We start from the raw sequence: 19884 nt of genomic DNA, 5'->3' as shown, positions 1-19884 counted from the left end.
TCGCAAGACACAACATTTCGGGGTTGTGCCCGAAGGGCGGGTCTTGCCCCGGGAACCCTGGGGGCGGTGTACGCCACCGCGCCTTCACAGGAGGACGCCGACATGTCGGCTGTTGCCGTCGACACTCCCACTCCCGCGCACAATCCCCTGGACATCGTCGAGGAGATCGTCACCGCGAACGAATGGCCTTTCGAACGGGCCGGCGAGGACGAACTGATCGTCGAGATCGGGGGGCGCTGGTGCGATTACCGGCTGTACTTCGTGTGGCAGCCGGACGCCTGCGCGATGCAGTTTTCCTGTCAGTTCGACATGAAGGTGCCGGCCGCCCGCCGCTCCGCCGCCAACGACCTCCTGGCCGAGGTGAACGCGCGCATGTGGCTGGGTCACTTCGACGTCTGTTCGGAGGAGCACACGCCGATGTTCCGCCAGACCATGCTGCTGCGCGGTTCGCGCGGCGCGACGGTTGAGCAGCTGGAAGATCTGGTCGAGATCGCGCTGTCGGAGTGCGAGCGCTTCTACCCCGCCTTCCAGTTCGTGATCTGGGGCGGCAAGTCGGCGTCGGACGCTGTGTCCGCCGCCATCCTCGACACCGTGGGCGAGGCGTAACGGTATGGCTCAGGGTTGCACACTGCTTCTGGTCGGCTGCGGCAAGATGGGCGGCGCGATGCTGGACGGCTGGCTGACGGCCGGCACGGCTTCCCGCGTCGTGGTGGTCGAGCCCTCCGGCCTTCCGGAGAACCTGAAGGGCAACCCCGCCGTCTCCGCCGCCACCAGCCCGGCCGACCTGCCGGATGGTTTCGTGGCCGACGTGATCGTGCTGGCCGTGAAGCCGCAGGTGATGGATTCAGTGCTGCCGCCTTACAGGGCGCTGGTGCGCCCCGGCACCGTCTTCCTGTCGGTCGCCGCCGGCAAGACCATCCGCGCCTTCGAGTCGCATCTGGGCGAGGCCGCCGCCGTCGTGCGCGCCATGCCGAACACCCCGGCCGCCATCGGGCGCGGCATGACGGTCGCCGTCGGCAACGCCGTCGTCACCGACTCGCAGAAGGCGCTGTGCGACGCGCTGCTGCGCGCCGTGGGCGACGTCGCCTGGGTCGAGGACGAATCGCTGATCGATCCCGTCACCGCCGTGTCGGGCAGCGGCCCGGCCTACGTGTTCCTGCTGGTCGAGGCCCTGGCCAAGGCCGGCGAGGCGAGCGGCCTGCCGGCGGAGCTCGCCATGCGTCTGGCCCGCGCCACCGTTGCGGGCGCCGGGGAACTCCTGCACCGCTCCGAGACTCAGGCTGCCGACCTGCGCAAGGCGGTGACCAGCCCGAACGGCACCACCCAGGCCGCCCTGGAGGTTCTGATGGCCGGCGACGGTCTCCAACCCCTCCTGGACAAGGCCGTGGCCGCCGCCACCAAGCGCTCGAAAGAGCTGGCGCAGTAACGACCGGGGTGTAGCAAAAAGCAACCACTGATCGTCATCCCCGCGAAGGCGGGGATCCAGAGCGTTGCGCCGAGTGTCCGAATAGCCCTGGATCCCCGCCTTCGCGGGGATGACGAGAGTGTTGTGGAAGTCATCGCTTTGCATCACCTCCTAAAAGGCCTTTCCAGGCTGCAACGTTCTCTTGGACCCCCGCCATGACTACCACCCTCAGCCCGTCCGCCCGCCGCGTTCAGGATCTGCTCGACAGCATCGGCCTCGGCCATACGGTCGTCGAGCATGAGGGCAGCACCCGCACGTCCGAGGACGCGGCCAACGCCGTCGGCTGCGCCGTAGCGGAGATCGCCAAGTCCTTGATCTTCCGCGCGAAGGAGAGCGGGCATCCGGTGCTGGTGGTGGCGAGCGGCGCCAACCGCGTGGACGAGAAGGCCGTCGGCCGCCTGATTGGCGAGAAAATCGAGCGCGCCGACCCCGACTTCGTGCGCGAGAACACCGGCTTCGCCATCGGCGGCGTTCCGCCCCTCGGCCACGCCGTTGCGCCGCTGGTGCTGATCGACGCCGACCTGATGGCCTTCGAGACGATCTGGGCCGCCGCCGGCACGCCCAACGCCGTCTTCCGCCTGACCCCCGCCCAGCTCGTCAGCATGACCGGCGGGCGCGTGGAGGCGGTGCGCAAAGGGTAGGGTCCCAGCCCGGCCCGTTTGACCCGGACAGTCTGTCCCCTTCCAAGGCCCCGGCTTCTCTGGCAAGACTCTCCCCCAACGAGATTCGACGCCAACGAGAATCAAAGGGAGGCCTGCATGACCGACGCCCGGCACAACCCATACGAGACCGACCTCGACCAGAACGCGGCCAACACGGTGCCGCTGTCGCCTCTCTCCTTCCTGCGCCGCACGGCCGCCGTCTATCCGGACCGCATCGCCGTCATCCACGGCCCGGTCCGCCGCAGCTGGGCGGAGACCTACGAGCGCTGCGTGCGCCTCGCCTCGGCGCTGACCAAGCGCGGCATCGGGCTCGGCGACACGGTGGCGGTCATGGCCCCCAACACGCCGGAGTCCTTCGAGGCGCATTTCGGCGTGCCGATGGCCGGCGCGGTGCTGAACGCCCTGAACATCCGCCTGGACGCCGAGGCTCTGGCCTTCATCCTGGAGCATGGCGAGGCCAAGGTCCTGCTGACCGACCGCGAATTCTCCGGCGTCATCGCTAAGGCGGTGAGCATGCTGGAGCCGGCGCGCCGCCCCATCGTCATCGACATCGACGACCCGCAGGCCAAGGGCGGCGAGCTGATCGGCGAGCAGACCTATGAAGCCTTCCTGGAAACCGGCGACCCCGCCTTCGACTGGCCGATGCCGGCGAAGGAATGGCAGGCCATCGCGCTGAACTACACCTCGGGCACCACCGGCAACCCGAAGGGCGTCGTCTACCATCATCGCGGCGCCTACCTGAACGCCATGGGCAACGTGCTGACCTGGGCGATGCCGCACCATCCCGTGTATCTGTGGACGCTGCCGATGTTCCACTGCAACGGCTGGTGCTTCCCCTGGACGGTCACGGCGATGGCCGGCACCAACGTCTGCCTGCGTGCCATCACCGCCAAGGGCATCTACGACGCCATCGCCGACCACGGCGTCACCCACATGTGCGGCGCGCCGATCATCATGGGCCTGATCGTCAACGCACCGGCCGATCAGAAGCGCGACATCCCGCGCGGCATCAAGATGATGACCGCCGGCGCCGCCCCGCCCGCCGCGGTGATCGAGAAGATCGAGAATGTCGGTTTCGACGTCACCCACGTCTACGGCCTGACCGAGGTCTACGGCCCCGTCACCATCTGTGCTTGGCACGAGCGTTGGGACGCGCTGCCGCTGGAGGAGCGCGCGGCGCTGAAGGCCCGGCAGGGCGTCAACTACGCCACGCTGGAAGGGCTGATGGTCGCCGACCCCAACACGCTCCAGCCGACCCGCAAGGACGGCGTGACGATGGGCGAGATCTTCATGCGCGGCAACACCGTCATGAAGGGCTACCTGAAGAACCCTCGTGCCACGCAGGAGGCCTTCTCCGGCGGCTGGTTCCACACCGGCGACCTCGGCGTCTGGCATCCGGACGGCTACATCGAGCTGAAGGACCGCTCGAAGGACATCATCATCTCCGGCGGCGAGAACATCTCGACCATCGAGGTGGAGTCGGTCCTCTACAAGCACCCCTCCATCGTCGAGGCCGCCGTCGTCGCCCGTCCCGACGAGAAGTGGGGCGAGACGCCCTGCGCCTTCGTCACCGTGAAGGAGGGCGTAACCCTGACCGAGGCGGAGGTGATCGCCTACTGCCGCCAACACCTCGCCCACTTCAAGTGCCCGCGCACCGTGGTCTTCACGGCCCTGCCGAAGACCTCCACCGGCAAGATCCAGAAGTACGTCCTGCGCGAGCAGGCCCGTGCGTTGAACGAGCAGGCGTAATGGGAAAATGCGGCGCCCACTCCAACCGGGCGCCGCATTATACTATGCACTATTTTAATCTAGGAACATGTCAAGCAAGAGTAGAACCCGCCAAAAAATGCCCCTTTGCGCCAATCTGCTTCCCATTCTCCCGCTTGTGTGAGTTGGGCATGAGCAGCAAGGACACCGGTGAGCACACGATTGAGCATCAGTCATTCTCTACCTGTTGATTCTGGATGGAAAACTGACGCAGGCTGTGCTTAAATCGAATTGCGTTCGTCGAATTTAGGCGGCAGCCCGGCCATTAGCGGCCGGTAATTTCTATGGCCAGCGGCATGGGAAAGATGCCGCTGGCCATTTCATTCCAGCTGCATAAGAGTATTGCGGTGGATCGCCCCGTGTCAAGGGTGAGTAACGGCGACTCCTGAAAAATCAGAAGTAAAGGTAAGCGATGCCTCTGAACCATCTGAGGGTATCGGCTCTTCCTGCACTTTCACCGTCGGAAAAAGTTGTCTTATCAGCGTGCTGGCACGCTGGCGTGCTAGCACGCCGACAATGTTTGTTTTATCCGAACATTGCAGGCGTTAGCAGGCTTATCTCAGCCGAGATCGTTATCTTAGGCGACGAAGGAGATCTTAGGCGACTTGTCGATCTTGGTGTGCAAGCACGATGTTTGGGTTGAAGCAGGATCTTTGGCGCGAAGCTGGATCTTCCCTGACAAGCCGGATCTTGCGGCTTTGAAACGCTAAATGGGTTTGAGCGCTCGAAAGGGCTTTGCTACCGCAACATCACGACGCCGATTTCAAAAAGCCTTTTCGGATCTGCTTGCCAACGTCAGCAACGAACATCGGCAGACACTCTCTTGCAAACTGAATGTCTCAGCTTGCCGGAGGCACTGTTCGATAGGTTAATCTAGGGCAGCAGATATAGGTGCCGACGGGCGAGGCTGCGCGTTCCTCCTGGTTGATGGAGAAAAATGGCCCCCATTGAATCCTTTCCCGCATACGGCCTCCTTCACCCCGCTGACCTCGACACTGCCGCGGCCCTGGTCCGCCAGGGCTTCGGCATTCCGCGCGAGTTCTTCGACCGGTCGGTGGATCTGTTCGGGCCGGAGGTGCTGCGCGGCCTGCGCCAGGGCGGGCGGCTGGTCGGCAGCGCCGCGGTCTGGCCGATGGACCAGTGGTTCGGCGGGCACCCGGTGCCGGCGCAGGGCGTTGCCGCGCTGACGGTCGACCCGGCGGAGCGGGGGAGGGGGCACGGCTCCGCCCTCGTCCGCAACATTCTGGAGGAGGCGCGGGCCGGCGGGGCTGCGCTGTCCGTCCTCTACCCCGCAACCCTCGGGCTCTACGCCAAGGCCGGCTACGGGCGGGCCGGCGTGTCCTTCGACTGGAGCCTTCCGGCCTCGGCCCTCGGCGCCGCCCCTCCGCCCCCGGACGGCAGCATCCGGCGCATCTCCTCCGATGACGCGACGCCGCTGGCGGCGCTTCGCCGCGCGCTGCTCGCCACTGCCAACGGGCTGGTCGAGCGGAACGAGGGGCTGTGGAGCTTCACCCTGCGGCCCTACGGGGAAGCCGCCGACGTCTTCCTGCTGACCGGCCCGGACGGGCGGCCGGAGGGCTACATCGCCGTGGCGCCGCCCAAGCGCCGCAGCCTCTTCGTCGCCGATCATTGTTTGCTGAGTGGCCGGGCGGTGCGGCTCGCCCTGAGTCTCCTGGCCGGCTACCGCGCGCAGGTGGACCGGGTGCGCTGGCGCGGCGGGCCGGACGACCCGCTGGCTTTGCTCGCCCCCGAAACCGGCGCGCGGATCGATGCGCGGGAGGAATGGCTGCTGCGCGTGTTGGACGTGGAGCAGGCACTCGCCGCGCGCGGCTACCCGCCGGGGGTGGAGGCCGCGCTGCGTCTCACCGTTACCGACCCGCTGTTCGCCGCGAACACGGGCTGCTTCCAATTGGCCGTGTCGGGCGGGCGCGCAACCGTCGTGCGCCTTGAGCCGCCCCGCCCGCAGCCCGAGTCGCCCGGCCTGACGCTGGACGTGGCAGCCCTCGCCGCACTCTATGGCGGTCGTGTTTCAGCGCCTCTTCTCCGCCAGGTTGGAATGGCCGAAGGCGACGACGAATCCGTATACGTCGCCTCCATCCTTTTCTCGGGACCGGCCCCCTGGATGCCGGATCGCTTTTGAGGCTTGCGTCCTCCGCAAGATGGTCATACCAGAAATTAACCCTTTTACGCGCAAGGTGGCTCGATAAGGGCGGAGTACCGGCACAGCGGTACCCGAAGACGCGGGGGAGCCCGACTTTATGACGATCGGAACGCGGATCGCGCTTGGTTTCGCAACCGTCCTTCTCCTGACGGTCGCCGTAGCCTTCGTGGGCTGGAGCAGCCTGCGGACCTACGCCGGGCGTGTCGATCTGGCGGCGCACACCGCCGAACTGGACGGGCGTTTGAAGGCCGTGCGCATCGAGGAAGCCCGCTTCGTCACCGAACGCGACGCGCAGGCGGCCTCCAACGTGCCGGGCATGCTGGAGAAGCTGCGCGCGGAGGCGAGCGAGAGCCGCTCCGCCCTGGACGATGCCGGCAGCCTCCGCCTGCTCGACGACGTGCTGGCGGGCATTGATGGCTACCGCGCCGCTTTCGCCAACTTCGTCGCCCAGGACAAGGACGCCCGCGCCCGCACCCAGAGCATGGAAGCCCGTGCCCGCGCCCTGAAGGAGATCGCCGAGAAGATCGGCAGCCAGCAGTCCGACCGTTACGACCAGAACATGGTCAGCCTGAAGGACGCCGAACACGCCGTCCGCCAGAGCCGCGAGACCTCCGACCGCGCCGACCGGCTGATCGAAACGGTGCTGGAGGCGCGCCGTCTCCAGTCGGAATTCCTGCGCACCCGCGCCCCGGCGACCGTGGACGCGGCCGGCAAGGCGGTCGCCACCCTGCTGTCCACCGCCGAAGCGATCGAGAAGGATCTGACCGGCACCAACGACGAGGATCTGGCCAAGAAGATCGTCGTCACCGCGCGCGACTACCGCACGGCCTTCGATCAGGCCCGCGCGAGCGAGTCCGACGAGATCCCGCCGGCCCGTGTCCAGGGGCTGGACCGCTACGCGCAGACGATCCAGAAGCTCGCCCACGAGATGCAGGAGAATCAGGCCTCCGTCTCGGCGGCGCTCCAGGAGGCGGCCGGCTACGCCCAGAGCGAGGTGAACGAGGCCGTGCAGCTGCGCGGCATCGCCATGCGCCTGATCCAGAACGCGCAGGCCGCCATGCTCGGCCAGCGCGACTTCCTGCTGGCCGGCGGCGCCGACGCGCGCGCCGCCGTGTCCAAGGCGGTGACGGAAACGCTGGAACTTGCCAAGCAGGCCGGTGCCGTGCTGGTCGACGCCGACGGGCGCGCGCTGATCGCCGCGATCACGGAGGCCGCGCGGGCCTTCGACGGCGAGTTCGCCGCGCTCGTCACGGCCTCCGACAACCAGCGCGCCGCCTCGAAGACCATGGCGAAGGCCGCCGGCGCGGTCAGCGATCAGGTGGCGCAGCTCGTCACCATCCAGCGCGACGACCGGGAGAGCGGCCGGGCCAGCGCCAGCACCTTCATCTTCGTCGGCGCGCTGATCTCGCTGGTGCTGGGCGGCGCGCTGGCCTGGGTCATCGACCGCGCCATCACCCACCCGCTGCACGCCATCACCAGTGCCATGGGCCGTCTGGCGGAAGGCGACCTGACCGTGGACATCCCCGGCGGCGACCGCAAGGACGAGCTGCGCGCCGTGGCGCAGGCGCTGAGCATCTTCAAGGAAAACGCGCTGGAGATGCAGCGCATGGAGGTCGAGCGGGAGGAGATGCGCCGGCAGATTGACGCCGACCGCCGCCGCACCATGAACGAGTTCGCCTCCGGCTTCGAGCAGGCGGTGTCCGGCGTCGTGCAGGCGCTGACCGAATCCGCCTCCAACCTGGGCCGCGACGCGCAGGAGATGTCGTCGGACGCGTCGCTCACCACCGCCAAGTCCAGCGCCGTCGCCGAGGCGTCGGAGCAGGCGTCCAGCAACGTCCATTCGGTCGCCGCGGCGGCGGAGGAGCTGTCCTCCTCTATCGCCGAAATCTCGCGCCAGCTCAACAGCAGCTCCCAGGCCGCCGTGGGTGCCGCCGAAAAGGCGCACGAGACCAACGCCATCGTCGAAGGACTGGCCGACGCCGCCCAGCGCATCGGGCAGGTGGTCGTGCTGATCGGGGAGATCGCGGAACAGACCAACCTGCTGGCGCTGAACGCGACCATCGAGGCGGCCCGTGCGGGCGAGGCCGGCAAGGGCTTCGCGGTCGTGGCGACGGAGGTGAAGAACCTCGCCGGCCAGACCGCCAAGGCCACGGAGGAGATCTCCTCCCAGGTCGCGGAGATGCAGGCGGCGACCGGCGGTGCCGTGGAGGCGATCCGCACCATCTCCGACGCCGTTGGCACCATCAGCCGCACCGTGACGGACATCGCCCAGGCGACGGAGCAGCAGGGCCTCGCCACCCGCGAGATCGCCCAGAACGTCAATCAGGCCGCCGAGGGCACCCAGCAGGTGATGCGCCACATCGCCGAGGTGACCCACGCCGCCACCAAGACCGGCGGCGCCGCCGACGCCGTTCTGGACGCCAGCCGCACGCTGGCCGGCCAAGCCGAACATCTGCGGTCGGAAGTGCAGGGCTTCCTGAACAAGGTGCGGTCGGCGTAAGGGGGCGCGTTGCTTTGCCCCCTCCCCATCCCTCCCCCGCCTTCGGCGGGAGAGGGGGCAGGAGCTTCGGGAAAATGCGGCGGCAGTCCCCTCCACCGCCAAAGGCGGGGGAGGGTTAGGGAGGGGGCAACCGCTGCCCGACCCGTCCCGGTTGCTTTCCCCCAAACCATCTGTTAAGCCGCGCCCGGTGCCTTCCCGACTCGAGATCCCATGGCTTTCTCCCTGTCACAGCGCGACTCCTCCAGGACGGTCCCCGACGTGATCCTGGCGACCTTGGCCGGGCTGGCGGCGCTGCTGCTTGGGCCGTTGGCGGCGATGGCGCCGCGCGGCCTGCCGGTCTGGGCGATTCTGGTCGCGGTGATTGCGCTGGTCGGGCTGGCCCGGCGCGACGCGCTGGGGCGGTTGCAGCGGGCCTTGCCGGGAACGGCGGTGGTGCTGGCCTTCCTGCTGCTCGCCACCCTGTCCATCCTCTGGAGCCCCTCGTCGCGGGCCGGGCTGACGGTGGTGGAGATCGGCTACATCGCCCTGGGCGCCCTGTCCGGCGGGGCCTGGATATCGTCGCTGCCGGCGGTGGAGGCGCGACGGCTGACCGGGCTGTTCCTCGCCGGTGTCCTGGCGGGCGTCGCCCTGTTCGCGGCGGAGGCCGCGCTGAACTTCCCGCTGCACCGCTGGTGGAACCACATCCCCGCCGACGCTCCCGTCGCGGAAAGCAACGTGCCCAAGCGCACGGCGGCCCTGCTGTGCCTGCTCGTCTGGCCGGCGGCCATGGCGCTGGACCGCGCCGGGCGGAAGGGGCTGGGGCTGCTGCTCCCCATCGGCTACGCCGCCGCCTGCCTGCTGCTGACCAGTCGGTCGGCCATGATGGGCATCGCCGTGGGGCTGGTCGTCTTCGCGGTCGCCAGCTGGTCGCCGCGGCTGGTCCGCGCGGTGCTGGGAACGGCGCTGACGGTCGCCTTCGTCGGCGTGCTGCCGCTGGTCCTGCTGCTCGACCGCGTGCTGAATCTGGACGCGGCGGAGTGGCTGTTCCTGTCGGCCAAGCACCGCGTGGAGATCTGGGGCATGGCCGCCGAGCGCGCGCTGACCAGCCCGATCCTGGGGCAGGGCATCGACGCCTCCCGCGCGCTGACGCCGCAGGGCGAGGTCTCTCATTTCGGCACGATCACCGACAGCCTGCTGCCGTTGCACCCCCACAATGCCTTCCTCCAGGTCTGGCTGGAGCTGGGCGGGGTCGGCGCGCTGCTGGCGCTGGCGGCGGCGCTGATGCTGCTGTTCGGCACCGGGCGGATGGAGCGGCGGGAGCAGCCCTTCGCGCTGGCCCTCTTTGCCGCCGGGCTCGCCATGGTCAGCACGGCCTACGGCATCTGGCAGGCCTGGTGGATGGCCGGCATCCTGGCGTCCGGCCTGATGCTGCGTCTGGCCTCCCGCGCCCCCGCCCAGGACGAGTGAGAGGGGCGGAATGGGCCGGCGCCGCATCCTGATCGTCAAGCTGGGCGCCTTCGGCGACTTCTTCCTGGCGCAGACGGCTTTCGCCGCGATCCGGCGGCACCACGCGGGCGACCATCTGGCGCTGCTGACGCTGCCGTCGCTGGCCCCGCTCGCCCGCCTCAGCGGCCTGTTCGACGAGGTGCTGGAGGACCCGCGCGAGCGCTCACTCGGCTCCTATCTGCGGGTGCGGCGCCTGCTGCGCGCCGGGCGGTTCGACCGCGTGTACGACCTCCAGGCGCAGCCGCGCACGGATCGGTATTTCTGGCTGCTCGCCCCCGGTCCCTGGCCGGAATGGTCGGGCACGGCGCTTGGCGCCTCCCACGCCGACCGCTATCCGGGCCGCCGCAAGGTGCCGGTGCTGGCGCGCTACACCCGCCAGCTCGCCCCCTTCGGGATCGTGCTGGACGACACGCCGGACCTGTCCTGGCTGGACGCCGACACCAGCCGCTTCGGCATCAAGGCTCCCTACGCGCTGCTGATCCCCGGCTCCTCCCCCGGCCGGCCCGACAAGCGCTGGCCGGCCGAGCGCTATGGAGAGCTGGCGACCATCCTCGCGGCGCGCGGCGTCACACCGGTGGTGCTGGGGACAGCCATCGAATCCGAACTGGCGCAGGCTATCGTCGCGGCTTGCCCGCAGGCCGTGGACCTGACCAATCGGACCAGCATCCCGGAGATCGCCGGACTCGCCCGCCGCGCCTGGGCCGCCGTCGGCAACGACACCGGCCCGACCCATCTGGTGGCGGCCATCGGCTGCCCGACCGTGGCGGTCTTCTCCGACGCCTCCCACCCGATCCACACGAATGGGCCGCGCGTCGTGATCCACCACCGCCCGGATTTCGCGGACATGGATGTGGCGGGGGTGGTCGCAGCGGTGGATGGGGTTGCGGCGGAGGCCGTGCCCCCTCCGCAGACCGTGCCCCCTCCCTAACCCTCCCCCTCTTCGAGGTGGAGGGGACTGCCGCCGACTCCTGCCCCCTCTCCCGCGCCAGCGGGGGAGGGACGGGGGGGCACCAGGGCTTAGCCCCGCAACCGCCCCAGCGCCCAGCCTGCCGCGTCGCGCACCACGTCGCTGGCGTCGTCCAACAGCGCCTCGGCCACCGGCGCGTGCCGCGCGTCGCCCGTGTTCCCCAGCGCCACCAGCACATTCCGCACGAACCGGTCCCGCCCGATCCGCTTGATGGGCGAGCCGCTGAACACCTGCCGGAAGCCCGCGTCGTCCAACTGCGCCAGATCGGCCAGCCGGGGTGCCGTCAGCTCCGCGCGCGGCAGGAAGGCGGCCTCGCGGGACCGGTGGGCGAACTTGTTCCAGGGACAGGCGGCCAGACAGTCGTCGCAGCCGTAGATGCGGTTGCCCATCAGCGGGCGCAGCTCCTCGGGGATCGGCCCCTTGTGCTCGATGGTCAGGTAGGAGATGCAGCGCCGCGCGTCGAGCTGGTTGGGCGCGGGAAAGGCCCCGGTCGGGCAGGCATCCAGGCAGCGCCGGCAGTTGCCGCAGCGGTCCTTTCCAGCCTCGTCGGGCGGTAGGTCCAGCGTCGTGTAGACCTCGCCCAGGAACAGCCAGGAGCCATGGTCGCGCGACACGAGGTTCGTGTGTTTGCCTTGCCAGCCGAGGCCGGCCTTCTCCGCCAGGGGCTTTTCCATGACGGGGGCCGTGTCCACGAAGACCTTCAGCTCGGCCTTGTGGGTGTGGGCGATCCACTGGCCCAGCGTCTTCAGCCGGCCCTTGATCAGGTCGTGATAGTCGCGGTTCTTCGCGTAGACGGAGACGATGCCACGGTCCGGGTGCGCCAGCAGGGCGCGCGGGTCCTCCGCCGGGGCGTAGCTGGTGCCGAGCGCGATGACGGTGCGCGCCTCCGCCCACAGGGCCTGGGGGTGGACGCGGCGGTCGGCCTTGTCCTCCATCCAGCCCATGTCGCCGTGCCGGCCCTGGCGCAGGAACTCCGCCAGCCGGGCCTTGGCCTCCTCGCCCAGTTCCGCCCTGGCGAAACCCACCGCATCGAACCCGAGCGCCAGCGCCCGGTCCCGGATGGCTTCGCGAACGAGGGTGGGATCAGCCGCGGCCACGGTAGGGCTGGACCTCCTGCGACGGAATCCAGACGCCCTTGGGCGGCTCGCCGGTGGCGTAGAACACGTCGATGGGGATGCCGCCGCGCGGGTACCAGTAGCCGCCGATGCGCAGCCACACCGGCTTCAGCTCATCGACGAGGCGCTTGCCGATGCCGACCGTGCAGGCCTCGTGGAAGGCGCCGTGGTTGCGGAAGCTGGTCAGGAACAGCTTCAGCGACTTCGACTCCACCAACCAGTCGCCGGGCACATAGTCGATGACCAGATGCGCGAAGTCCGGCTGTCCGGTGATGGGGCAGAGCGAGGTGAATTCCGGCGCCGTGAAGCGCACGAGGTATTGCTCACCGGGGTTCGGGTTCGGCACCCGCTCCAGCACCGCCTCTTCCGGCGTCTTCGGCTGGACGGTGGAGCCGCCGAGCTGCGTCAGGCCGGCATAGATGTTCTCAGACATGGTCGATCTCATGTGACATGTAGGTTGGGTTGAGCCGCAGGCGAAACCCAACGCACTCGGCCTCGCGGAGATGTTGGGTTTCGCGGACGCTCAACCCAACCTACGAAACCGCCTCTTTTCCGGCTTTTGCGAGTGGGTCGGCAACCGCCGGAATGTCGCCCTCGTTCAGGCGGGCTTCCAGCGCCGACGCGACCTCCTCGAAGCGGCCGTCCTCGATGGCTTGGCGAAGCTCGGCCATCAGGTCCTGGTAGTAATGCAGGTTGTGCCAGGTCAGCAGCATCGGCCCCAGCATCTCGCCCGCCTTGAACAGGTGATGCAGATAGGCGCGGCTGTGGTTCCGGCAAGCGGGGCAGCCGCACTCTTCATCCAGCGGGCGCTCGTCGTGGGCGTGGCGGGCGTTGCGGATGTTGATGGTGCCGCGCCGCACGAAGGCCTGGCCTGTGCGCCCCGACCGGGTGGGCATCACGCAGTCGAACATGTCCACGCCGCGCCGCACCGCGCCGATCAGGTCGCTCGGCCGGCCGACGCCCATCAGGTAACGCGGGCGGTCCTTGACCATCAGCGGCTCGGTGAAGTCCAGCACGGTGAACATCGTCTCCTGACCCTCGCCGACCGCCAGCCCGCCGATGGCGTAGCCGTCGAAGCCGATGTCGGTCAGGGCCGCCACGCTCTCCGCCCGCAGGTCGGGATAGACGCTGCCCTGCACGATGCCGAACAGGCCGTAGCCGGGCCGCTCGACGAAGGCATCCTTGCTGCGCCTGGCCCAGCGCATCGACAGCCGCATGGAGGAGGCCGCCTGCGCTTCGGTGGCGGGGAAGGGCGTGCACTCGTCCAGGCACATGGTGATGTTGCTGTCCAGCATGTGCTGGATCTGGATGGAGCGTTCCGGCGTCAGGTGGTGCTTGCTGCCGTCCAGGTGCGACTTGAAGGTCACCCCCTCCTCGGTCATGGTCCGCAGGTCCGACAGCGACATGACCTGAAAGCCGCCGCTGTCCGTCAGGATCGGCTTGTCCCAGTTCATGAATCGGTGCAGGCCGCCCAGCTGCGCCACCCGCTCCGCCGTCGGGCGCAGCATCAGGTGGTAGGTGTTGCCCAGCAGGATTTCCGCACCCGTGGACTTCACGGCGTCCGTGGTCATCGCCTTGACGGTGGCGGCGGTGCCCACGGGCATGAAGGCCGGGGTGTTGATGACGCCGTGCGCTGTGCTGACCCGCCCGCGGCGGGCGCGCCCGTCGGTCGTCAGAAGCTCGAACCCGATCCCGGTCATCAAACCCTCCGGAGCAGCGACGCGTCGCCGTAGCTGAAGAAACGGTACCCGTTGTCGATGGCGTGCGCGTAGGCCGCCTTCATGCGGTCCATGCCGGCGAAGGCGCAGACCAGCATGAACAGGGTCGAGCGGGGCAGGTGGAAGTTGGTCAACAGAAGGTCCACGATCTTGAAGCGGTATCCGGGGGTGATGAAGATGTCCGTGTCGCCGCTGAAGGGCGGCAGCGTGCCGTCCGCCAGTCCCGCCGTCTCCAGGATGCGCAGCGCCGTGGTCCCGACCGAGACGATGCGCCCGCCGGCCTTGCGGGTGGCGGTCACGGCCTCCGCCGTTTCCGGGGAGATCTCGCCCCACTCGCTGTGCATGCGGTGCTCCGCGATGTCCTCCACCTTCACCGGCAGGAAGGTGCCGGCGCCGACGTGCAGCGTCACCGGCACGCGCCGGATGCCGCGCGCGTCCAGCGCCGCCAGAAGCTCCGGCGTGAAGTGCAGGCCGGCGGTGGGGGCGGCGACGGCGCCCTCCCTTGCGGCGAAGACGGTCTGGTAGTCGGCGGCGTCCTGTTCGTCCGCCTCCCGCCGGATGTAGGGGGGCAGGGGCATGCGCCCGTGGCGGTGCAGCGCCTCCATCAGCGCCGGCCCGCCGACGGAGAAGCGCAGGCGCACCTCCATCCCGTCCTTGGCGACCACCTCCGCCGCGAAGTCGTCGGCGATCGCGATGACGTCGCCGGGCTTCAGCCGCTTGCCGGGGCGGGCGAAGGTCGCCCACTCACGCTCGCTCTCGCGCTTGTGGAGCGTGATCTCCACGCGCACCTCGCCGCGCCGGCCGTCCAGCCGGGCGGGGATGACGCGCGTGTCGTTCACCACCATCAGGTCGCCCGGCTCCAGCAGGCTGGGCAGGTCGCGCACGATGCGGTCGTGCAGGCGCTCCGCCACGTCCAGCAGACGGGCGGCGTCGCGCGGCTTGGCCGGATGCTCGGCGATCCGGTCCGGCGGAAGGTCGAAGTCGAAATCGGCGGTCTTCATGGAAGCCGCTCGTATAGACCATTCGGGAAGGAAGAGGAAAGCATTACGAAATGTATTACGAGTCGGGGGTTACTCTGGCAGCGGCAAAGCTTGCGCCGTCAGCGCCGCCGTCTGGCGGGCGTGCAGCGCGTCCACGTCGAAGCCCTGGATCATCTCCTGGAACAGGCGGTACCAGTTCACCTCGGCGTTCAGGTGCAGGAAGACCGAGCCCAGGCCGATGGCCGCGCGGTCCATGAAGACGAACTCGCGCGGGACCTCCACGCCGCCGACGCGGCGCAGCTCCGCATGCACCTTGGCCGCCGTCTCGCGGCCGTAGTGGCCGGCGTTGGTTTCCTCGATGCGGCGGCTGCGGTCGTCCATCAGCGGGGCGTAGACGAAGCGCGCCCAGATGTTCAGGACATCCACCAGCTCCTTGCTGGGGTTGCCGAAGCCCCAGATGCGGTAGGCCTCCACCGCCTTGTCCTGGTTGCCGGTCTTCAGCGCGTCGTACAGGTCGATGACGCCCTTCACGAAGCGCGCTGGGAAGACGCGGATGCAGCCGAAGTCCAGCAGGTTGATCGACCGGTCCGGCCGCACCGTGTAGTTGCCCAGATGCGGGTCGCCGTGAATGACGCCGAAGCAATAGAAAGGCACGTACCAGGCCCGGAACATGTTCATCGCCAGCTCGTCGCGGGCGTCCGGGTGGTCCTTCACGAAGTCGAGGATCTTGCGCCCGTTCACCCACTCCAGCGTCAGCAGGCGGCGAGTGGAAAGGTCCGGAACCACCTCCGGCACATGGACGCCGGGCGTTTCGGCGAGCATCCCACGGTAGAGGCGGGCGTGCTTGGCCTCGCGCTCATAGTCCAGCTCCTCGCGCAGGCGCGCGCCGATCTCGGCCTGGATCTGCTTGGTGGAGATGGCGCTGTCGCTGCGCTCGAAGATCGCGAAGATCAGGCCGAGCTGCCGCAGGTCCGCCTCAACGGCCGACGCCATGTCGGGGTACTGGAGCTTGCAGGCGAGTTCCCGCCCGTCCAGCCCGACGGCGCGGTGCACTTGGCCCAGCGAGGCCGCGGCGGCGGCCGTGTGCTCGAAACTCTTGAAGCGCTTGTGCCAGACGGGGCCGAGTTCGCTCGCCATGCGGCGCTTCACGAAGGGCCAGCCCATGGACGGCGCGTCGGCCTGGAGCTGCGACAGCTCCTGCACATACTCGCGCGGCAGCGCGTCGGGAATGGTGGAGAGCAGCTGCGCGACCTTCATCAGCGGCCCCTTCAGGCCGCCCAGCGCCATGCGCAGTTCGGATGCGTGGCGTTCGCGTTCCAGGGGGATGCCCAGCACCCGCTCGCCGGCGAAACGGGCCGCAAGGCCCCCCACGGCGGTCCCGACCCGCGCATACCGCGCGATCCGGCCGCCCAGCGTGTTCTCGTCTGTGTTCGGCATGCCGAATAGGTGGGTGCGGCTGGGCCGAAAGGCGAGTCCCACGCGGGGCGGTACCGGCGTCGTCCGTTGGGTTTCAGGATGCCGGCGCGATGTTCTGGTTCACGCAGAACATGTTGGTCGGGTCGTATTGCTGCTTCAGCGCCCTCAGCTTGTCGTAGTTCGCGCCGTAGGCGGCCTGGACGCGCTGTTCGTCCTCCGTGATGAAGTTCACGTACACCCCACCGGTGGCGTAGCGGGCGCTGCGGTCGAAGACCTCCCGCGCCCAGGCGACGCAGGCGCTGTCGTTCGATGGGCCGTCCCAGCGCGCGTGCACGTTCATGACGAAGGCGGCGTCGCGGTGGGGGTAGGCGGTGGCGTCCACCGGCATGCGGTTGGCGGCCCCGCCGAGCTGCCCGACGAAGACCTCGCACTGGTCGGACGGCAGCTTGTCGGCCTCCTGCACCAGCAGGTCGATCAGCCCGTCCTCCAGATGGGTGAAGTTGTGCGATTTCCAGTAGTTCCGGGCGCCTGGCGCCAGCAGCGGGTCGAAGGCCGACTGCCAGGCCGTGTAAGGCATGGGGCCGACATGCTCGCCCAAGGCCCCGCCCAGCGCACGCACGGGCTCCAGCGCCTTCAGGCCGGAGGCCTCGTCTCCGGCGTGGAACATGGCGAACACCATCACCGCGCGCCCATGCACCTCGGCCGGTAGGAAGGGGAGTGGGGGCGCCTTGCGCAGCACGACCCAGCAGGCCGTGTCGTCCGGCATGGCCGCCGCGATGTCCCGGTAGCGGCGCATCAGCTCGCCCGCCCGGTCGAAGGGATGGACGACCAGCCCCGCCAGCACCATCGGCCCTACCGGGTGGAGCCGGAAGGTGAAGGAGGTGACGATCCCGAAGTTGCCGCCGCCGCCCCGGATGGCCCAGAACAGGTCGGCGTTCTCGTCCCCGCCCGTCTCGCTTTTGCCCGCGCGCAGGAAGCGTCCGTCGGCGGTCACCACGTCGGCGGCCAGCAGGTTGTCCACGGTCAGCCCGTGCTTGCGCGTCAGCCAGCCGAATCCGCCGCCCAGCGTCAGTCCGGCGATGCCGGTGGTCGAGTTGATGCCGGTCGGCACGGCCAGCCCGAAGGCCTGCGTCTCCCGGTCCACGTCGCCCAGCGTGGCGCCGGGAGCGACGCGGGCCGTCCGGTTCATCGGATCGACGTGGACGAAGCGCATAGCGCTGAGGTCGATCAACACGCCGCCGTCGCACAGAGCGTTGCCAGCGATGTTGTGCCCGCCGCCGCGCACGGAGACGAGCAGCCCGTTCTCCCGCGCGAAGCGCACGGCCCGCATCACGTCGGCGGCCCCGGCGCAGCGCACGATCAGGCCGGGCCGCCGGTCGATCATCGCGTTCCAGATCTGGCGGGCCTCCTCATAGCCGTCGGACTGCGGCGTCAGGACGGGGCCGCGCAGTTGCCCGGCCAGTTCGTCGACGGCCTGCTGGCTGATGGTCGTGTCCCGCCGGTCGGCGGTGCGCACCATGAAATCGCCCATCGGACACCTCCCTGGGGGTCGTTTCGGGGCCGGCGCGGCGGGATGACGGGTGCTGTGCGAAGGGGCGAGAGGCCGCACCGTGCTCACGCCAAAAAGGAAACTTTATGATCGTGAATGGCAGAATTGGCGAAACAAGACTAAAGCGTTCGGCCGCGCAAGGGCCACTCCGTAAAGGTGCTTTACAGCATTCTTCCGCGCCCGGCCTTCCCCGAATTTCGGATTCGGTCCCGGTGCCTGTCCGGTGTGGGTGCACGACGTTTCGGCCTTACCGGAACGGTTTCAAATGATACCATGAACGCGAACGCGGCGGGCCACACGCCGTGCACAAAGGCAAGTTGGGAGGAAACATGAGACCGTCACTGAACGCGCTCGCCGCGGCATGCGCCGGGGCGGCGCTGGCCGTTTGCGTGGGGCTTGCAGGCGCCGACGCAATGGCCCAGGGCACCGCTTCGGGCAAGACCGGGCCGGTCAAGATCGGCGTGCTGGTGGACGAGCAGGGCTTCGCGTCGGACATCGGCGGCACCGGGGCGACGCTGGCGGCGAAGATGGCGGTGGAGGAGTTCGGCGGCTCCGTGCTCGGCCGTCCCATCGAGGTCGTCTCGGCCGACATGCAGAACAAGCCGGACGTCGCCTCCAACATCGTGCGGCGGTGGTTCGACCTGGACGGCGTCGACATGGTGACCGACATCCCCGTCTCTTCGGTCGCGCTGGCCGTGCAGGCGGTGGCGCGCGAGAAGAAGCGGGTGCTGATGATCAGCGCCGCGACCACGACCGAGCTGACCAACGCCCAATGCTCGCCCTACACGATCCACTGGGCGGACGACACCAACGCCCTGTCGGTGGGCACCACGCGGGCGGTGGTCGAATCCGGCGGCAAGAGCTGGTTCTTCATCACCGCCGACTTCGCCTTCGGCACCGCCATGGAAAAGGCCGCGACGGAGGCGATCAAGCAGGCGGGCGGCACGGTGGTGGGCGGCGTCCGGCACCCGGTCGGCACCAGCGACTTTGGTTCCTACCTGCTGACGGCGCAGGGCAGCGGGGCGAAGGTGGTGGCGCTGGCCAACGTCGGGTCCGACACCATCACGGCCATCAAGCAGGCCAGCGAGTTCGGCCTTCCCGCTGGCGGGCAGACGCTGGTGGGCTACATCGTCTTCATCACCGACGTGCATTCCCTCGGGCTCGACCTCGCCAAGGGGCTCTACGTGACGGAAAGCTTCTACTGGGACCAGACCGACCGCACCCGCGACTGGTCGCAACGCTTCCTGGCCCGGCACGGCAAGATGCCGTCCAAGGAGCAGGCGAACACCTATCTTGCGACCCTGCACTGGCTGAAGGCGGTGAAGGAGGCCGGCACGACCGACGCGGAGGCGGTCACGGCCAGGATGAAGGCGATGCCGACCGATTACTTCGGCACGCCGGGCAGCGTCCGCAAGGACGGCCGCGTGCTCTACGACCTCACCCTCTACCGCGTGAAGAGCAAGGCCGAGAGCAAGGGCGCCTGGGACTACTACACCCCCATCCGCAGCATCCCCGCAAGCGAGGCCTTTCTGCCGCTGGAGAAGAGCACCTGTCCGTTCGTGAAGGGGTGAGAACCAACAAGGGTTTGCCCCCTCCCTAACCCTCCCCCGCTTTTGCGGTGGAGGGAACTCAAGCCCCCTCCACCGTCATCGGCGGGGGAGGGATGGGGAGGGGGCATCGGAGCCTTCGCTCAACCCCCCTGGCTGCGGATCCAGGCCGCCGTGGCGCTGTCCATCGTGTTCTTGTGGTTGATGAACCAGTCCGGCACCACCTCGGTCAGGTAGCCGCGCGCCAGCGCCAGATTGCCGGCGGCGAGGCGCTTTGCGATGCCTTCCAGTTCCAGCCGGACGCGGTTGTGCTCCCCGACGTGGATGGGGGTGGGCGGGAAGCCGAACTGGTGCATCAGCTCCTCCTCGCGGGCGAGGTGGTCGCGCAGATGCTGGGCGAAGGTCGCGAAATGGGCCGGCAGCTCAGCGTCGGACGCCTGGGCGGCGGCGGCCAGCAGCTCGACGGTCTCCTTGTGGTCGGCGTCGATGGTGGCGTTGCCGACCTCAAGGGACTCGTCCCAGGCGGGAATGGTGGCGGTGGGCATGGCGGTC

The 19884-nt window shown here is 68.9% G+C and carries 16 protein-coding genes; 9 read left to right on the top strand and 7 right to left on the bottom strand.

Annotated features, from left to right (window positions below; translation table 11 throughout):
- Positions 1–102 precede the first annotated feature (102 nt).
- The 8 genes from ACSVC7_RS24645 (at position 103) to ACSVC7_RS24610 (ending at position 10968) form a co-directional block, all read left to right on the top strand.
- On the top strand, positions 103–606 hold the full coding sequence (locus ACSVC7_RS24645) for a type III secretion system chaperone family protein (RefSeq protein WP_448207352.1): 504 nt from the start codon (positions 103–105) through the stop codon (positions 604–606).
- Between the two features lie 4 nt (positions 607–610).
- Positions 611–1426: a pyrroline-5-carboxylate reductase gene (proC, locus tag ACSVC7_RS24640; protein WP_448207353.1), complete on the top strand. Its 816-nt coding sequence runs from the start codon at positions 611–613 to the stop codon at positions 1424–1426.
- Between the two features lie 194 nt (positions 1427–1620).
- The gene (locus ACSVC7_RS24635; RefSeq protein WP_448207354.1) at positions 1621–2106 is read left to right on the top strand and encodes a YbaK/EbsC family protein; all 486 of its coding nucleotides are present in this window, start codon (positions 1621–1623) and stop codon (positions 2104–2106) included.
- 117 nt (positions 2107–2223) lie between these two features.
- On the top strand, positions 2224–3876 hold the full coding sequence (locus tag ACSVC7_RS24630) for an acyl-CoA synthetase (RefSeq protein ID WP_448207355.1): 1653 nt from the start codon (positions 2224–2226) through the stop codon (positions 3874–3876).
- 955 nt (positions 3877–4831) lie between these two features.
- Positions 4832–6034: a GNAT family N-acetyltransferase gene (locus ACSVC7_RS24625; RefSeq protein WP_448207356.1), complete on the top strand. Its 1203-nt coding sequence runs from the start codon at positions 4832–4834 to the stop codon at positions 6032–6034.
- Between the two features lie 118 nt (positions 6035–6152).
- Complete coding sequence (locus tag ACSVC7_RS24620) at positions 6153–8555, top strand: methyl-accepting chemotaxis protein (protein ID WP_448207357.1); 2403 nt, start codon at positions 6153–6155, stop codon at positions 8553–8555.
- 210 nt (positions 8556–8765) lie between these two features.
- Positions 8766–10001: an O-antigen ligase family protein gene (locus ACSVC7_RS24615; RefSeq protein WP_448207358.1), complete on the top strand. Its 1236-nt coding sequence runs from the start codon at positions 8766–8768 to the stop codon at positions 9999–10001.
- Positions 10002–10011: 10 nt separating this feature from the next.
- On the top strand, positions 10012–10968 hold the full coding sequence (locus ACSVC7_RS24610) for a glycosyltransferase family 9 protein (protein WP_448207359.1): 957 nt from the start codon (positions 10012–10014) through the stop codon (positions 10966–10968).
- Between the two features lie 89 nt (positions 10969–11057).
- On the opposite strand, the gene queG is transcribed toward ACSVC7_RS24610, so the two are convergent.
- From queG to ACSVC7_RS24580, 6 genes are all read right to left on the bottom strand, one after another.
- Complete coding sequence (gene queG, locus ACSVC7_RS24605; protein ID WP_448207360.1) at positions 11058–12104, bottom strand: tRNA epoxyqueuosine(34) reductase QueG; 1047 nt, start codon at positions 12102–12104, stop codon at positions 11058–11060.
- Complete coding sequence (gene queF / locus ACSVC7_RS24600; RefSeq protein WP_448207361.1) at positions 12091–12555, bottom strand: preQ(1) synthase; 465 nt, start codon at positions 12553–12555, stop codon at positions 12091–12093. The genes queG and queF overlap by 14 nt, the downstream gene beginning before the upstream one ends.
- A gap of 100 nt (positions 12556–12655) precedes the next feature.
- Complete coding sequence (gene tgt, locus ACSVC7_RS24595; RefSeq protein WP_448207362.1) at positions 12656–13822, bottom strand: tRNA guanosine(34) transglycosylase Tgt; 1167 nt, start codon at positions 13820–13822, stop codon at positions 12656–12658.
- A complete protein-coding gene (queA, locus tag ACSVC7_RS24590; protein WP_448207363.1) occupies positions 13822–14841 on the bottom strand; it encodes a tRNA preQ1(34) S-adenosylmethionine ribosyltransferase-isomerase QueA in 1020 nt (339 codons plus the stop codon). Before queA ends, tgt begins: the two co-directional genes overlap by 1 nt.
- Positions 14842–14910: 69 nt before the next feature.
- On the bottom strand, positions 14911–16257 hold the full coding sequence (locus tag ACSVC7_RS24585) for an ABC1 kinase family protein (protein ID WP_448207364.1): 1347 nt from the start codon (positions 16255–16257) through the stop codon (positions 14911–14913).
- 73 nt (positions 16258–16330) lie between these two features.
- A complete protein-coding gene (locus ACSVC7_RS24580; protein WP_448207365.1) occupies positions 16331–17767 on the bottom strand; it encodes an FAD-binding oxidoreductase in 1437 nt (478 codons plus the stop codon).
- 347 nt (positions 17768–18114) lie between these two features.
- Between ACSVC7_RS24580 and ACSVC7_RS24575 the strand changes: the two genes are divergently transcribed.
- Positions 18115–19356 (top strand): ABC transporter substrate-binding protein, encoded by a 1242-nt coding sequence (locus ACSVC7_RS24575; protein WP_448207366.1) that lies wholly within the window; start codon positions 18115–18117, stop codon positions 19354–19356.
- 119 nt (positions 19357–19475) lie between these two features.
- Here the strand turns inward: ACSVC7_RS24575 and ACSVC7_RS24570 are convergent, their stop codons facing one another.
- The gene (locus ACSVC7_RS24570) at positions 19476–19877 is read right to left on the bottom strand and encodes a bacteriohemerythrin (protein WP_448207367.1); all 402 of its coding nucleotides are present in this window, start codon (positions 19875–19877) and stop codon (positions 19476–19478) included.
- Positions 19878–19884: the final 7 nt, after the last annotated feature.

The organism is Azospirillum mesophilum (assembly GCF_053470405.2).
The sequence above is the reverse complement of the archived record's forward strand: the minus strand, read 5'-3'. Positions and strand labels throughout refer to the sequence as shown.

Excerpts from the sequence above, each read along its gene's own strand:
- ACSVC7_RS24625 (WP_448207356.1), top strand. The coding sequence starts at position 4,832 with ATGGCCCCCATTGAATCCTTTCCCGCATACGGCCTCCTTCACCCCGCT.
- tgt (WP_448207362.1), bottom strand. The coding sequence starts at position 13,822 with ATGACCGGGATCGGGTTCGAGCTTCTGACGACCGACGGGCGCGCCCGC.
- ACSVC7_RS24585 (WP_448207364.1), bottom strand. The coding sequence starts at position 16,257 with ATGCCGAACACAGACGAGAACACGCTGGGCGGCCGGATCGCGCGGTAT.
- queF (WP_448207361.1), bottom strand. The coding sequence starts at position 12,555 with ATGTCTGAGAACATCTATGCCGGCCTGACGCAGCTCGGCGGCTCCACC.
- ACSVC7_RS24570 (WP_448207367.1), bottom strand. The coding sequence starts at position 19,877 with ATGCCCACCGCCACCATTCCCGCCTGGGACGAGTCCCTTGAGGTCGGC.
- ACSVC7_RS24615 (WP_448207358.1), top strand. The coding sequence starts at position 8,766 with ATGGCTTTCTCCCTGTCACAGCGCGACTCCTCCAGGACGGTCCCCGAC.
- ACSVC7_RS24610 (WP_448207359.1), top strand. The coding sequence starts at position 10,012 with ATGGGCCGGCGCCGCATCCTGATCGTCAAGCTGGGCGCCTTCGGCGAC.
- ACSVC7_RS24635 (WP_448207354.1), top strand. The coding sequence starts at position 1,621 with ATGACTACCACCCTCAGCCCGTCCGCCCGCCGCGTTCAGGATCTGCTC.
- ACSVC7_RS24620 (WP_448207357.1), top strand. The coding sequence starts at position 6,153 with ATGACGATCGGAACGCGGATCGCGCTTGGTTTCGCAACCGTCCTTCTC.
- ACSVC7_RS24630 (WP_448207355.1), top strand. The coding sequence starts at position 2,224 with ATGACCGACGCCCGGCACAACCCATACGAGACCGACCTCGACCAGAAC.
- proC (WP_448207353.1), top strand. The coding sequence starts at position 611 with ATGGCTCAGGGTTGCACACTGCTTCTGGTCGGCTGCGGCAAGATGGGC.
- queA (WP_448207363.1), bottom strand. The coding sequence starts at position 14,841 with ATGAAGACCGCCGATTTCGACTTCGACCTTCCGCCGGACCGGATCGCC.
- ACSVC7_RS24575 (WP_448207366.1), top strand. The coding sequence starts at position 18,115 with ATGAGACCGTCACTGAACGCGCTCGCCGCGGCATGCGCCGGGGCGGCG.
- ACSVC7_RS24580 (WP_448207365.1), bottom strand. The coding sequence starts at position 17,767 with ATGGGCGATTTCATGGTGCGCACCGCCGACCGGCGGGACACGACCATC.
- ACSVC7_RS24645 (WP_448207352.1), top strand. The coding sequence starts at position 103 with ATGTCGGCTGTTGCCGTCGACACTCCCACTCCCGCGCACAATCCCCTG.